The 12,874-nt window shown below is 70.6% G+C and carries 14 protein-coding genes; 4 read left to right on the top strand and 10 right to left on the bottom strand.

Features of this window, described 5'->3' with window-relative positions; genetic code table 11:
• Window positions 1-91 precede the first annotated feature (91 nt).
• The 10 genes from ACFT4A_RS19090 to ACFT4A_RS19135 all read right to left on the bottom strand — a co-directional run bounded on the left by ACFT4A_RS19090 (window position 92) and on the right by ACFT4A_RS19135 (window position 9,563).
• Window positions 92-1,060, bottom strand: a complete 969-nt coding sequence (locus ACFT4A_RS19090) for a response regulator (protein ID WP_382831610.1) — start codon at window positions 1,058-1,060, stop codon at window positions 92-94.
• Between the two features lie 25 nt (window positions 1,061-1,085).
• Entirely contained in the window at window positions 1,086-2,279 is a 1,194-nt protein-coding gene (locus tag ACFT4A_RS19095) for a sensor histidine kinase (protein ID WP_382831812.1), read from the bottom strand.
• A 419-nt stretch (window positions 2,280-2,698) separates the two neighbouring features.
• On the bottom strand, window positions 2,699-3,586 hold the full coding sequence (locus ACFT4A_RS19100) for a DUF5936 domain-containing protein (RefSeq protein ID WP_382831612.1): 888 nt from the start codon (window positions 3,584-3,586) through the stop codon (window positions 2,699-2,701).
• A 23-nt stretch (window positions 3,587-3,609) separates the two neighbouring features.
• Entirely contained in the window at window positions 3,610-4,554 is a 945-nt protein-coding gene (locus ACFT4A_RS19105) for a type II secretion system F family protein (RefSeq protein WP_382831615.1), read from the bottom strand.
• Between the two features lie 9 nt (window positions 4,555-4,563).
• Entirely contained in the window at window positions 4,564-5,901 is a 1,338-nt protein-coding gene (locus ACFT4A_RS19110; RefSeq protein ID WP_382831617.1) for a CpaF family protein, read from the bottom strand.
• 16 nt (window positions 5,902-5,917) lie between these two features.
• Window positions 5,918-6,271: a TadE/TadG family type IV pilus assembly protein gene (locus ACFT4A_RS19115; protein ID WP_382831620.1), complete on the bottom strand. Its 354-nt coding sequence runs from the start codon at window positions 6,269-6,271 to the stop codon at window positions 5,918-5,920.
• A 1-nt stretch (window position 6,272) separates the two neighbouring features.
• Entirely contained in the window at window positions 6,273-6,659 is a 387-nt protein-coding gene (locus tag ACFT4A_RS19120) for a TadE/TadG family type IV pilus assembly protein (RefSeq protein WP_382831622.1), read from the bottom strand.
• The gene (locus ACFT4A_RS19125) at window positions 6,656-7,909 is read right to left on the bottom strand and encodes a CpaE family protein (RefSeq protein WP_382831625.1); all 1,254 of its coding nucleotides are present in this window, start codon (window positions 7,907-7,909) and stop codon (window positions 6,656-6,658) included. The genes ACFT4A_RS19120 and ACFT4A_RS19125 overlap by 4 nt, the downstream gene beginning before the upstream one ends.
• A gap of 9 nt (window positions 7,910-7,918) precedes the next feature.
• Window positions 7,919-8,626: a Flp pilus assembly protein CpaB gene (gene cpaB, locus ACFT4A_RS19130; RefSeq protein WP_382831626.1), complete on the bottom strand. Its 708-nt coding sequence runs from the start codon at window positions 8,624-8,626 to the stop codon at window positions 7,919-7,921.
• A 70-nt stretch (window positions 8,627-8,696) separates the two neighbouring features.
• Window positions 8,697-9,563 carry a hypothetical protein gene (locus ACFT4A_RS19135; protein ID WP_382831629.1) on the bottom strand — a complete coding sequence of 289 codons (867 nt, stop codon included), beginning with the start codon at window positions 9,561-9,563 and terminating at the stop codon, window positions 8,697-8,699.
• 377 nt (window positions 9,564-9,940) lie between these two features.
• Between ACFT4A_RS19135 and ACFT4A_RS19140 the strand changes: the two genes are divergently transcribed.
• Genes ACFT4A_RS19140 through ACFT4A_RS19155 form a run of 4 tightly spaced genes read left to right on the top strand, consistent with a single transcriptional unit; the run spans window position 9,941 to window position 12,865 of the window.
• The gene (locus tag ACFT4A_RS19140) at window positions 9,941-11,461 is read left to right on the top strand and encodes a hypothetical protein (RefSeq protein WP_382831632.1); all 1,521 of its coding nucleotides are present in this window, start codon (window positions 9,941-9,943) and stop codon (window positions 11,459-11,461) included.
• Between the two features lie 20 nt (window positions 11,462-11,481).
• The gene (locus ACFT4A_RS19145; protein ID WP_382831634.1) at window positions 11,482-12,042 is read left to right on the top strand and encodes a hypothetical protein; all 561 of its coding nucleotides are present in this window, start codon (window positions 11,482-11,484) and stop codon (window positions 12,040-12,042) included.
• A 2-nt stretch (window positions 12,043-12,044) separates the two neighbouring features.
• A complete protein-coding gene (locus ACFT4A_RS19150; protein ID WP_382831636.1) occupies window positions 12,045-12,476 on the top strand; it encodes a DUF3592 domain-containing protein in 432 nt (143 codons plus the stop codon).
• Entirely contained in the window at window positions 12,476-12,865 is a 390-nt protein-coding gene (locus ACFT4A_RS19155; RefSeq protein WP_382831638.1) for a hypothetical protein, read from the top strand. The genes ACFT4A_RS19150 and ACFT4A_RS19155 overlap by 1 nt, the downstream gene beginning before the upstream one ends.
• Window positions 12,866-12,874: the final 9 nt, after the last annotated feature.

Below are 12,874 nucleotides of genomic sequence, written 5' to 3' on the forward strand. Positions count from 1 at the left end.
GGACATGCCGTCCGTCAGAGGGCCCCAGGGCCCAATTCCGGGCCCAATCGCGCGGGCCCGACCGGGTCTTTCCCCAGACCGTCACCGGAGGTCACCCCAGTCCTCGGTGTGAGTCCGGGGCCGTGCCGATCCATTTGGCGGCGGCCTCGGAGCGGCTGGTGCTGTGGAGTTTGGCGAAGATGCGGTTGATGTGGTTCTTGACGGTCTTCTCGCTGATGAAGCACGTGGCGGCGATCTGCTGGTTGTTCATGCCGGATGCGATGAGGTCCATGATCTCCGCCTCCCTCGTGCTCAGTTGGTACCGCGACCTGTCCGGAGCGGCCGGACGGCCACTCGTCGTCCATTCAGACGATGACTGTCCCACATGCGGTTGCACTTGCGAAAGGTTTTCTGGAGAAATGGGTGGGGGTGGGAGGTGGGGCGCATGCAAATGAGCTGGTGGAGCGGGGGGTTGAGATTGAGTATGCGGGTTTGCGGAGGGGGAAATTCCGTATGCAGTCGCATTTGATGACTGGCCCAGGCCCTCGGGGAGGGGTGGTGTCGGCGGCAGGTCCTGGCGGAGTTGGGCCAGCAGGGCGCCCGCCGCCGTGGGGGTGAAGTGGGCCTTGCCCTGCTTGATGTCCCGTACGGCTTCGACCAGCTGGTCGGCCGTGAACTCGCCGTGGACCAGGTAGCCGCCCGCCCCTCGGCGCAGGGCCTCCTGGACGATCTCCGACTCCCTGCTGTACGTCAGCATCACGACCGGGGCGATCCCCACCAGGTACGGGAGGGCCGAGATGCCGTCCACGCCGGGCATGCGGACGTCCAGGAGGACTACGTCCGGACGGTGCAGGTGGGCTGCCTCGTAGGCCTGGCGGCCGTCGGCGGCCTCCGCCACGACCGTGATGTCCGCGCGGCCGGAGAGGAGCGCGGTGAGGCCCGCGCGGACCACGGGGTTGTCGTCGGCCACGACGACCCGGAGGGTGCGGCTCGGCTGTGCGGGCCCCGGGAGGTCGGCGAACGGGTTCTGCGGCGGCTGCGGTGCACCGGGGGGTGGGGGTGGGAGCGGCTGGTCCGGCATCGGGGGCCTCCTCTCGTGTCGTGGGTTACGCGGTGGGGGTGGTCAGGGCGGCCAGGGGGAGTTCCAGGCGGACTTCCGTGCCCTGGGGGTGGCCGCCGCGGCCGATGCGGATGCGGGCACCCACCGAGGCGGCGCGTTCGACCATGCCGACCAGGCCGAAGTGGCCCGCCCGGCGGAGTTGTTCGAGGGTCGTGCCGGGGGGAAGGCCCCTTCCGTCGTCGTAGACGCTGATGCGGAGCAGGTCGCCGTGGACGCCCGCGCTGACATCGACGCGGGTGGGGTGTGCGTGGCGGTGGGCGTTCTCCATCGCTTCCGCGGCGATGGTGAGGAGCTGGCGGGCCACCGCGGGCGGGACGGGGGGTACGGAGTGCTCGCCGGTGGGGCGGTAGACGGCGGGGAGTCCGGTGCGAGTGCTGAAGTCGCGCGTACGGGCGGCTAGTTCGACCAGGACGTCCGTGGCCTGGGCCGGGTCGGATTCGCGGCGCAGGTCCGCCAGGAGTTCGCGGGATTCGGCGGCTGCCCGGCGGGCTGAGCGGGCGACGAGGGCCGCCTGCTGTCTGATCAGGGTGGGGTTCATCCGGTCGGTGGCTGTGGAGCCTGCCAGGCCGTCTGCGGCCAGCGCTACGCCGTGCAGGGTTTTCGCGACTGAGTCGTGCATCTCGCGGGCCAAGCGGGCGCGTTCGGCGCTCACCGCTTCCGTTACGGCGAGCCGGGCCTGGACGGTGGTGAGGGCCTGGGTGGCCGCGCCGAAGCGGAGCATGAGGTTGCGGAGGCTGGAGCCGACGGCGCCGGCGATGACGCAGAGGCCGGGCAGGAGGGTCGACTCGGCGAGGCCGGGGGCCGGGTTCTCCTGTGCCGCGTGGATGAGGAGGAGCAGGAGGGCCTGGAGGCTGGCGAAGACGGCCGCTCCTCGCCAGCCGTAGACGAGGCCGGCCAGGAGGGGGGTGCAGACGCTGACGTAGGCGAGGGTGCTGTCGGGGCCTGCGGAGATGAGGAGGAGGGCGCCGAAGAGGGTGTCCGCGGCGAGGAGGGTGGGGTGGCGGAGGAGGAGAGGGCCGAAGCGTTCCCAGTCCCTGAAGAGGACGTAGGAGGTCATGAAGGTGACGACTACGGCTGCGCCTACCAGGCGGGTGGGGAGGCCCTCGTTGGCGTTGACGAGGGCGGTGGGGGTGGCCAGGGCGATCATGGCCAGGCGGAAGCCGAAGACCTGTCGGGACAGTGCCTGTAGGGCGTTGACCTGGATGTCGATCGCGGGGCTTGGGGGGGTGTGCCGGCCTTCGGCCGGGATGGGGTTCCCACCCGCACCGCCCGTGCGGCTTTCGTTGTCGGGTGCGGGTGGCCCCAGCTGAGGCTGAGCGCCATCGGCGGCTGACCGACCGCTCGTGTGCGGTTCCGGCTCGCCGGTCGCCGCCCCAGGTGTCGGGACCTGCGCAGGGATGACTCCCACGCCCTCCACCCGCTCCCACCCCGGCGGCAACGCCGGTGTCGCCGACGTCACCGGGATGTCCGGCGCGCCCGTGCGGACGTGGGACGGGAGGACCGTGCCCGCCGGTGGTGTGGTGATCTCCGGGGTCTTGGGGCGGCGGCGCAGCAGCCCGGCGCGTTCCCCTGTCATCGACATGCTGTCGCTCGCCTCCCCTACTTGCCCGTGACCGAGCCGAAGTCCGTGCCCGAGCCGAGGATCAGGCCGGCGCCGAGGAGGAGCATCGTGGCCGGGACCATGAAGGTCGTGATCATCATCGTGGCCTTGGGAACGGCCCGGGCCGCCTTGCGGCGGGCGTTCTGCGCGTCCGTGCGCCGCATGTCCTTGGCGAGGGCCACCAGCGTGTCGACGATCGGCGCGCCCAGTTCCTCGCCCTGCTGCAGCGCCGTGACGAACATGGCGACCTGCTCGGAGTCGTTCCTGCGCCGCAGTTCCGCGAAGGCCTGGCGGCGGCTCATGCCGAGGTCCATCTGGCGGAGGGTGATGCGCAGTTCGTCCGCCCAGGGGCCCTCGTACTTGGACGCGACCCGGTCCAGGGCCTGGCGGAAGCCGAGGCCGGCGCTCACCACGACCGCCAGGACGTCCAGGAAGTCCGGCAGGGTCCGTTCGATGACGTCCTTGCGGATGCGGATGGCCGACCAGATGCCGACCTCCGTCCAGAACGCGCCGAAGGCGAGCAGGAGGAGGGCGACCAGGAGCTGGCCCCGCATCAGGAAGACCAGGAAGCCGACCCCGCCCAGGGCCCCGTAGACCGCCCGGCGGGCCGCGTAGCGGTCGATCGTCAGGCCGCCCGGGTTGCCCGCCAGATCGATCTTGCGGCGGTACTTGGCCACCTGCTTGGGGCCCATCAGGCGCAGCACCGCGGGGGCGTAGCGCATGCCCATGCGGTCGATGAGCGAGTCGACCGCTCCGGTGCGCGTGGAGCCGACCTCCAGGGCCAACGCGAGGTCCCCCGGCAGCTTCGCCTCGGCGCGGTACATGCGGATGCCGGCGAAGATGCCCCAGATGCTGAGGCCCATCAGCAGGGCGAGGAGAAGTCCCATGGATTCCGTTCCCTCCTGGCTTCTCAGACGTCGATGCGGGACAGGCGGCGGATGAGGACGAAACCGACGGCGTAGAGCGCGAAGGCGATGATGACCGCCCCCTGGCCGAAGGCGGAGCCGGTCATGCGGTCCAGGGCGCCGTCCTTCACCCCGTTCATCAGGAAGAGCGAGCCCACGCCCAGGACCGGCACGGCGTACGACGTCATGCTGACCTGGGACAGCTGGGTGCGGACCTCGCGTCGGGTCTCCTTGCGTTCCTCCAGGGTCTCCGTCAGGTTCCGCAGGGCGCTCACGACCTGGCCGCCCGCCCGGTTGGACAGGACGAGGGTGGTGACGAGGACGACCAGTTCGCGGGACGGGAGGCGGTCCGCCATCTCGTCGAGTGCCTCGTCCAGCGACGCGCCCACCGCCAGCTGCGCGGAGACCTTGCCCAGTTCTTCGCCCGCCGGGGCCTCCATCTCCTCCGCCGCCATGCCGATCGCCGTGCGCAGAGCCAGTCCGGCCTGGGTCGCGTTGGCGAGGATCCGGGCCATCTCGGGGAGCTGGTTGATGAACTTCTCGATGCGTTTCTGGCGTTGCCAGTTGAGGAACTGCACGGCGACCCCGATGCCGAGCAGGCCCGCCAGCGGGCCGAAGAACGGGGCGAGGGCCGCCTGGCCGATGAGCCACAGGCCGGCGACCGTGGCGAGCATGTAGACGAAGAACTCACCCGGGGTGATGTCCAGGCCCGTCGCCGCCAGGCGGAGTTCCAGCTTCTTGCCCAGCCCGGTGCGCCGCAGCCGGCGGTCCAGGTTCCGGAAGTGCCGGCGACGGCCGCCGAGCGGGATCTGGCCGGTGGCGGAGAGGCGGTCGACGAGCGCCTGGCGCTGTGCCTTGCCCGTGGCCCAGGAGTGCAGGCCGACGACCGCGAGGACGCACGTCAGCAGGGTGATGCCCGTGGTGAGCGTGATGAGCGATTGCAGATCCATCGGTCGGTCCTACCTGGCTTCTCGGGTGGCTAGCTGGTCCGCGGACCGGGCGATGCCGAAAGCTTGCGGAAGGGGCTGGCTCGCCATGTACAGGCGGTCGGCGGTGCGGCGTGGGACGGGGAAATACTCGAAGTCGCCGTGGATACGGCCGTCGGAGCTCATGGGCCGCGCGTTGAAGCGGGCGACCGTGACCAGCCGGTACGGGTCGCTGCCGTGGCTGTCCATCAGGGCGATCTCGGTGATGCGGCGGGCGCCGTCCGCGAACCGGGTCAGCTGCACGATGACGTCCACCGCGCTGTTGATCTGGTCGTGCAGCGCCACGAAGGGGATCTCCACGTCCGACATGGAGGCGAGGGTCTGCAGCCGCATCAGCGCGTCCTCGGCGCTGTTGGCGTGGACGGTGGCCAGCGAGCCGTCGTGGCCCGTCGACATCGCCTGAAGCATGTCCAGGGACTCGCCGCCTCGGACCTCACCGACCACGATGCGGTCGGGGCGCATGCGCAGGGAGTTGCGGACCAGGTCGCGGATCGACACCTGGCCCTTGCCCTCGACGTTCGGCGGGCGTGACTCCAGGCGGATCACATGGGCCTGCTGGAGCTGGAGTTCGGCCGAGTCCTCGATGGTGATGATGCGCTCGCCCCCGGGGATCAGCCCGGAGAGCGCGTTCAGCAGGGTCGTCTTTCCCGTGCCCGTCGCGCCCGAGACGATGACATTGAATTTCGCCTGCACCAGGCCCGCCAGCAGGTACAGCATGTGCTCGTCGAGCGAGCCGAGGCCGATCAGCTCCTGGAGCGTGAAGGAGCGCGGGAAGCGGCGGATCGTGAGGGTGGCGCCCGTCAGGGACAGGGGCGGGATGATGACGTTGACGCGCTCGCCGGACGGGAGACGGGCGTCGACCATCGGGTTCGACTCGTCGACACGGCGGTTGACCGTCGAGACGATCCGCTCGATCGTCTGCATGAGCTGGTCGTTCGAGGCGAAGCGCAGGGGCAGTTGCTCCACCCGGCCGCCGCGCTCCACGAAGATCGAGTCCGGGCCGTTCACCATGATCTCCGTGATGGAGGCGTCCTCCAGGAGCGGCTCCAGGATGCCGAGGCCCAGCGCCTCGTCGACCACCCTGCGGATCAGCTGCGAGCGCTCCACGGTCGACAGGACCGGGCCCTCGCGGCTGATGATGTGCCCGAGCACCCGCTCCAGCCGCGCCCTGCGCTCGGCGGCGGCCAGCGAACTCATCTCCGCGAGGTCGATCTCCTCCAGGAGCTTGGCCCGGTAGGAGGCGACCATATGGCCGTCCTCGCCCCGGTTCCCGTTCTCCTCGGGGGAGTTGATGCGTGCTCGCAGGCTCATGGGTGCGGTGCTCCGTTCAGTGGTCGAGCGGCATCGTGGCGGTCTTGACCGCCGGGTCGAACTCCCAGCCGGGCACGAGGGACGGGATCTGCACGGTGGCCGTGACGGTGACCTCGTCCGCGCCGTATGACGCCGGACAGCCGGTCACCTCGAGCCAGCTGCTCACCGCCGCCCGGCAGTCCGCGTCGTACGGCCCCTCCAGCGACGCACTGCGCGCCCCCGTCCGGGCCGCAGTTCCCGCCTGCTGTGCCGTGTAGGCGATCAGGCCGAGCTGTACGGCCGCCAGGCCGACGAGCAGCAGGATCGGCAGGAAGCCGATGTACTCGATCGCGACCTGGCCCCGGTCGCCGCCCTTGCCGGAACGCGCCATCTCAGTCCGCCTCCTCGACCGCACCGGCGTGCCCCCGGACCGGGAACGGGACGGAGAGCGTGCCCGGGAAGAGGATGGGGACTTCGAGCGTGACGTCGGCCGTGACATAGCCGGTGCCGCCGCAGGTCACCTCGGCGCCGGAGCTCCACGCCTCCGAGAGGTGCTTGAGCCCGGCGGCCCGGCAGGCACCGTCGCGCGCGCCGCGCTCCGTCGCCGTCGCCGCCCGCACCGCCTCGTCCGCCGCGTTCCCCGCGAGGGTGTAGGTGTAGCCGACGAGGACGATCTGCCACAGCGCGATCAGCGTCACGATGATCGTCGGTGTCATGCCGAGGAACTCGATGGTGACCTGGCCCCGGTCCCGCTCCCGCTCTCTCCAAGGCACGCTCATCCCTCCTTCCGCCGTCGAAAGCTCACCGACCCCCGGTCGCCGCCCCGGAACCCCCGGCCCGCCTTCTGCGCGCCGTCGGGGACCTTGACCAGGCCCAGTTCTCCCGCGAGGCCCCACAGGGCCTGTTTCACCGCGCTCTTGTTCTCCAGCTCGTGGATGCGGCCCGCGTCCACGACGCTCTGCAGTTCCTTGAAGTTGGCGGGGACGACGGTGGCGGCGACCGCCGTGCCGGTGATCTTCTGGATCAGGGGCGGCTGGATCTCCGTACCGCGGCTGTGCCGGTTGACGACGACGGTCGTCTCCTCGGCCTTGCGGATCTGCAGCCGGTCCCACATCCGTACCGCCCGTTTGGCGCCCCGTACGGCGACCACGTCCGGCGTGGTGACGAGCAGGGCCCGGTCCGCCATCTCCACGGCCGCCGCTCCCGCGCCGCTCAGCTGGGCGCCGCAGTCGATGACGACGATCTCGTAGCGGGAGCGCAGGGCGCTGACGATCTGGCGGGCGGCGCGGTCGGTGACGTCCTCGCCGCGTTCCCCCTCGGCCGGGGCGAGCAGCAGGGCGAGGCCGGTGTCGTGGCGGAAGACCGCGTCGGCCAGGACGCGCGGGGAGATGTCCGTGATGGCGGCCAGGTCGACGACGGAGCGGCGGAACTGGACGTCGAGGTAGGAGGCGATGTCGCCGGTCTGGAGGTCCATGTCGACCAGGGCCGTGCTGCGGCCGGAGGCCTGGGCGGCCAGGGCCAGCTGGATGGCGGTCAGGGTGGCTCCGGTACCGCCCTTGGCGCCGCTGACGGTGACGACGGTGCCTCCGACGCCGGTGAAGACGTCGCCGCCGGCGCCCAGGTGCCGCCGTACGCCGACGGACCACTGGGCGACCGCCTGGACGCGGCTGGCCAGTTCCTCGTAGCTCAGGGGCAGGGCGACGAGGCCGCGGGCGCCGTAGTCCATGGCGGCCTGGAAGAGGCCGGGGCTGGCGTCCGAGGTGACGAGGATGACGCCGACGGCCGGGAAGCGCAGGGCCACTTCACGGATCAGCTCCAGCGCGGGGACCGGGCCGATCCGCTCGTGCACGACCACGACCTCGGGCAGTTCGTCGACTGACTCGGCGGCGAGCCGCGCGAGGGTGTCGATGAGCTGGGTGGAGTCGCCCACCGGGGCCACCGGCTCGGCGTCCGGGAGCTGGCTGAGCAGCGTCGTGATGGACCGGACGGCGTCCGCTTCACCGACTGCCGGGAGGATCCTCGTGGGCATGCGGGCCTCTCACTTGTCCTTCGCGAGTTCGTACGTCCGGTCCTGCTCCGGGACCGTGGTGTCGCTGCCGGGCGCGACGAGGGCGAGCCGGACCCGCTGGGCGAACGACTCGGCGTAGGTGATGCGCTGGGCGTCGAGGGCGGACAGCGCGAAGGTGATCGGGACGGCGTCGGTGGGCTGCTGGGTGCGGTTGTTCTCGTCCGGCTTCAGCGCGGTCAGATCGCCCACGTCGATGACCTTGGCGTTCGTCACGATGATCTTCGACTGGTCGGGGTCGCCCTCGCGCTTGCCCTCGAAGGTGGCGTACACGTTGACCGAGGAGCCGGGGGTGATCTTGCCGGCCACGCCGGTCGCCGCGTCGATCATGATGGCGACCTCCTGCTGGCCCGGCTGGAGGGCGGGCTGGCGGACGATCATGTCGGACTGGAGCAGGGAGCCCGAACGCAGCGTCGTCACGGCGATCTTGCCCTGGATCTCCCGCAGGTCGGTGACGGCGTTGTCGGACAGCCACCGTTCGGGCATCTTGATCTTCTCGAACTGGCCCGTGGTGAGCGTGGTGTAGGGCGGCACGTCCGATTTCAGCCGGTAGGCGGTGACCTCGGGGCCGACCTTGGACTTCACGTCGCCTATGACGGAGAGCACGCCGGTGAAGGCGCCCAGGGCGCAGACGACCGACAGGAGCAGGAGAAGCACGCCGCGGCGCTGACGGGAATTCATGAACCGTGCAACCTCGTTGGGGATAGCGGTCGGTCGGGATCGGAGCGGTGCCGGCGAGCGGTGTCAGGGCTCACCCGACGGCCGTTCGGTTCTCGAGCTGTTTGAGGGGCGGGCTGTCGTAGACGGGTGGCGTGGCCGAGCAGAAGACGCAGCGGTCGCCGATGACGTCGATGCCGCACCAGTGGCAGCTGGAGCGCCGTACGGAGGTGACCAGCTGGTAGAGGACCGACAGGTCGGGCAGGTAGCTGCAGAACTCGATCAGCTTGCCGGTGCCCCACCAGCCGGGCGACTCGGACGGCAGCGGGATCTCGCGCAGGCCCTGCACCTTCCAGGAGGGGGCGAGGGTGGCGGTGACCCAGTCGGACTGGAGCTGCCCCTTGGCGACCAGCATCCAGGTGCCGAACTCGGGGCCGGGGAGGGCGGCTTCGGGGGTGATTCTGACGAGCTGTGGCTCGGGGTGGGCGAGGACGCCGAACTGGCTGCCCGGGACCCAGGACTTGGCGTGCGACTTCAGGCCGACGGGGACGCGGTCGAGCCGGGTGACGGAGTTGAGCAGCGCCCCGGCGTGGATGTAGTGGACGAGCAGCCGGCCTGCCGATGCGAGCACGCCGGGGCTGATGTCGCAGGACGCCAGCTGCCGTAACTGACGGGCCAGGACCGCCAGTCCGAGCGGGGGCAGGTCCGGGCGGAAGAGGGCGATGCGGTCGCTCTCCATGAGGGAGCGCAGGGTGTGCAGCCGGCGCTGTACGGCGGTGGGTGCGGCCTGGGAGCAGACGACGATCACGTGTCCGTGGTGCTCGACCAGGGCCTGCATCTCGGCGAGCGCCTGTTCCAGGGGGCGCCGGTCGATGTCCCGCAGCACGACGGCGGGCAGGGTGCGTTCGTCCTGTGGCGGCAGCGCCATGTCGGCGCTTGTCACGGCAATGGCAGTTGGCATGCGCAGCTCCCCGTTTCCCCATGCCCGTCGGCGCGCCGGTGTGACTCCGGCACACGTCGGTGACTTCACTGCGTGACTACCTCAGCACTGTATCCACGGCTCTGTGACCGGAGAACAGCGTTTGTGTAGCTGGGGAGCAACTGTCGTTGCACAAGTTGCGTCAAAACGGGGCAGGTTGAGCATCTTGCCGGTCGCAGCCAGGACCCAGGGGACGGGCCCAGAGGGCCCAGCGTTGACGGTGGGTCTCCGTTTGGGTCCTGAGGCCCACGCCCGGCGCGGGGGCGCCTCCCTACGCTCGCCGTCCACGGATCCGTGGTTCGGGTGAGGAGGGGTGCCGTGTGGCTGGCGGGGGCGGCATACGGACGTACAGGGACAGAGTGGTCTTCGACGACCGCGGCGCGACCGGTACCGAGTATCTCGGGACGGTCGTCGTCAGCGCGGCGATCGTGCTCGCGGTGTCGGCCACCGGCGTCGGGCAGTTGATCTACGACAGGATCGCCGCGCAGGTCTGCAGGGTCGCCGGCGGCGGCGACTGCGGGGCGGCCGGGCCCGGGCCGGGCAAGCCGCTCACCGACGCCGACTTCGAGCCGGCGCTGTGCCAGGTCTCCTCCGTCACCGACAAGGCGGGCTCCAAGGCGAAGATCTTCTTCTGGGAGATCGGCAAGGAGTACGGCTTCCAGGAGCAGCATCTGAAGGCGAAGACGGACGTCAACGGCGACGGCACGGTCGACGACAAGGACCAGCTGGTCTATCTGACCTTCACCGACGCCGCGTCCGTCGCCGCGAAGAAGGACTTCAAACCCGGCATGAAGGTGGGCCGGTTCGGCGCCGACAAGGTGGAGCTGGGGCTCGGCATCAAGGTGACCAACGGCGACACCTGGGTGTTCCAGAGCCCGGAGGAGGCCCAGCGGTTCCGGGACGACGTGGAGAAGCTCCAGATGTACGAGATGCGGCGCACCATGCCCGGCGGCGCGGAGGCGAGCCTCGGCGACAGCATCGCCTACCTCTTCGGCACCGGGCCGCTGAAGGACGAGGAGGACACCCAGAACCGGATCAAGGAGCATCTCGGCGACAACCGGAAGATCACCTACGGCAAGGTGGGCCTGGAGGCCTCGGCGTCGGCGGGCCTGAAGATCTCGGCGGGCGACGAGAAGAAGCTGAGCGCCGCGCTCGGCGGCACCTTCAAGTACTCCCCCGAGGTGACCTGGACCGACAACGCCTACAAGGACACCAAGTCGTACACGTACTCCTCGTCCGTCGAGTACGGCTCCAAGGTGGGCTACGAGGCGGGCCCGCTCAGCGGCGAGTACGCGGCGAACACGACGCGGACCGGCACCATCACGGTCACCTACGACAAGAAGACCGACAAGCTGGTGCGGATCGACATGACCCGGACCGTCGAGGAGGGCGGCCAGAAGGACGGGGCGAAAGCCGGCGGCGACAACGGCGAGAAGGACGGCGACAAGCGGGGCGGGAACGCCGGGGTGAAGGGCACCGACTCGGGGACCGGCATCGAGATCGTCACCAACACCGTCACCTTCGACCCCGGCCCGGCCGGCGACCAAGGGCGGGCGGTCGCCGAGCGCTGGCTGGACAGCAGCAACGAGCAGGTCGCCACGCCCTTCCAGTACATGTTCGACGACCACGCGCCCACGGCCCGGCCGGGCGCCGACGACCCCTTCGGGCAGCTGATGTTCGACCAGGGCAAGTCGAGCCGGATGACGTACACGGGCGAGGTGAACGCGGCCGAGTACGGCTTCGAGTTGAATCTCGGGCTCAGTCTGGGCATGACGATCAGCACGGAGAAGAAGTCGGAGACGCTGACCGACGCCCAGTTCCTGGGGGCACCCCGCGGGGACGGCCGCTCCTACCTTCCCTACAGCTACTGTGCGAACTGACGAGACGGGAGCCCGATCCGATGAAGACCCGCCGTGCCTGCCTGGCCGCCGCCGCTCTGCTGACCGCCATGGCCCTCACCGGCTGCGGGGGCTCCGGCTCCGGCGGGTCCTCCGTGCCCGACGGCTGGGGGACGCTGAAGACGAAGGGCGTCGACGTGTCGTATCCGAAGGGGTACGAGGAGCAGAGCGCCGCCGAGCGGGGCAAGCACAACGCGGCCGCCGCGACCCGCACCGAGGACGGGAAGAAGGCCTCGGTCGTCACCGTGCAGCTCGGCTTCACCGAGGCGAACTCCGCCGAGCAGGCCGCGATCGCCGCCGAGGCGGGCATCCAACTGGGCGCGGACGTCAAGGGCCAGAAGGACGTGGAGCTGGCCGGCACGGACGAGGCCAAGCGGATCGACTTCACCTTCAAGGCGACCGGCGAGGACGGCGGCCCGGCCAAGGGCACCCCGGTCCAGGGCGTGATCCTGACCGGGCTGGACTCGAAGGACGGCACCTTCGCGATCCGGATCGACGCCCAGGAGGGCTCCCTGCCGGAGAAGGACCTGGACCGGATCGTCGACTCGGTCGAGGTGCACTAGCCGTGGAGGTGCCGGGCGCCGGATACGTCGTACTCACGCTGCTGGTGGCGCTGTTCGGCGCGCTGGCGTGGAGGTACGCGCGCCGGCTGGTGACGGTGACGCGGGTGCTGCGTGCCGGTGTCCGGGCGGAGGGCGAGTGCGTCCGGGTGGAGACGGAGCCGTACAACCGCTCCGATGCCCGGCGGCACTTCTTCGCCTTCCGTACGGCCGACGGCACCCGGGTCGAGTTCGAGGACCTGGCGGGCCGGTCGACGACGGAGGGCGCCTCGGTCACCGTCACCTACGACCCCCTTGATCCGCGGGGCACGGCGACGGTGGCGGGCCGGGGCAGCTGGTCCCCGGTGCTCCAGTCGCTGGCCCTGGTCGCGGGCTGCGGCATGGCCGCGCTGGGCTTCGCGACCCTTCTGTACGTCGAGATCGCGGGGAGCGGCTGATGGCTCTCGTCCGCTGCTGGGCCGTAGGCATCGTCGTCCTCGTCGTCAGCGAGTACGTCCAGATGACGCTGGTGTACGGCCCTCTGGTCGGCCCGCGGGGTGTCGGCTCGTTCGGTGCGGCACTGGCGCTGGTGCATCTGCCGAACCTGGTGTGTGTCGCGCTCGCCACCTGGGCGGCGGCGCGGGTGCACCCGGAGCCGTGGCGGGAGCTGCCGGTGCGGCATCTGGCGGCGGCGTGCGCGGCGCCGGCGGCGGCCCAGGTCCTGCTGCTGGCACTGCGGCCGGAGGTGCTGGATCCGGCGGGCCTCGCGTTCTGGATGTCCGCCGGGGTGCTGCTGGCAGGCTGTGCGGTGGGACTGCTGCTCGACCGGTTGGTCTGGACCTCTTGACAGTGTTTC

The sequence above is a fragment of the Streptomyces sp. NPDC057099 genome (assembly GCF_042671245.1).
Taxonomy (GTDB): Bacteria; Actinomycetota; Actinomycetes; order Streptomycetales; family Streptomycetaceae; genus Streptomyces; species Streptomyces purpurascens.

Bases quoted from the DNA above. Each gene is read 5' to 3' on its own strand.
- cpaB (WP_382831626.1), bottom strand. From the start codon at position 8,626: ATGAATTCCCGTCAGCGCCGCGGCGTGCTTCTCCTGCTCCTGTCGGTC.
- ACFT4A_RS19100 (WP_382831612.1), bottom strand. From the start codon at position 3,586: ATGGGACTTCTCCTCGCCCTGCTGATGGGCCTCAGCATCTGGGGCATC.
- ACFT4A_RS19155 (WP_382831638.1), top strand. From the start codon at position 12,476: ATGGCTCTCGTCCGCTGCTGGGCCGTAGGCATCGTCGTCCTCGTCGTC.
- ACFT4A_RS19090 (WP_382831610.1), bottom strand. From the start codon at position 1,060: ATGCCGGACCAGCCGCTCCCACCCCCACCCCCCGGTGCACCGCAGCCG.
- ACFT4A_RS19115 (WP_382831620.1), bottom strand. From the start codon at position 6,271: ATGGCGCGTTCCGGCAAGGGCGGCGACCGGGGCCAGGTCGCGATCGAG.
- ACFT4A_RS19120 (WP_382831622.1), bottom strand. From the start codon at position 6,659: ATGAGCGTGCCTTGGAGAGAGCGGGAGCGGGACCGGGGCCAGGTCACC.
- ACFT4A_RS19135 (WP_382831629.1), bottom strand. From the start codon at position 9,563: ATGCCAACTGCCATTGCCGTGACAAGCGCCGACATGGCGCTGCCGCCA.
- ACFT4A_RS19125 (WP_382831625.1), bottom strand. From the start codon at position 7,909: ATGCCCACGAGGATCCTCCCGGCAGTCGGTGAAGCGGACGCCGTCCGG.
- ACFT4A_RS19145 (WP_382831634.1), top strand. From the start codon at position 11,482: ATGAAGACCCGCCGTGCCTGCCTGGCCGCCGCCGCTCTGCTGACCGCC.
- ACFT4A_RS19105 (WP_382831615.1), bottom strand. From the start codon at position 4,554: ATGGATCTGCAATCGCTCATCACGCTCACCACGGGCATCACCCTGCTG.
- ACFT4A_RS19110 (WP_382831617.1), bottom strand. From the start codon at position 5,901: ATGAGCCTGCGAGCACGCATCAACTCCCCCGAGGAGAACGGGAACCGG.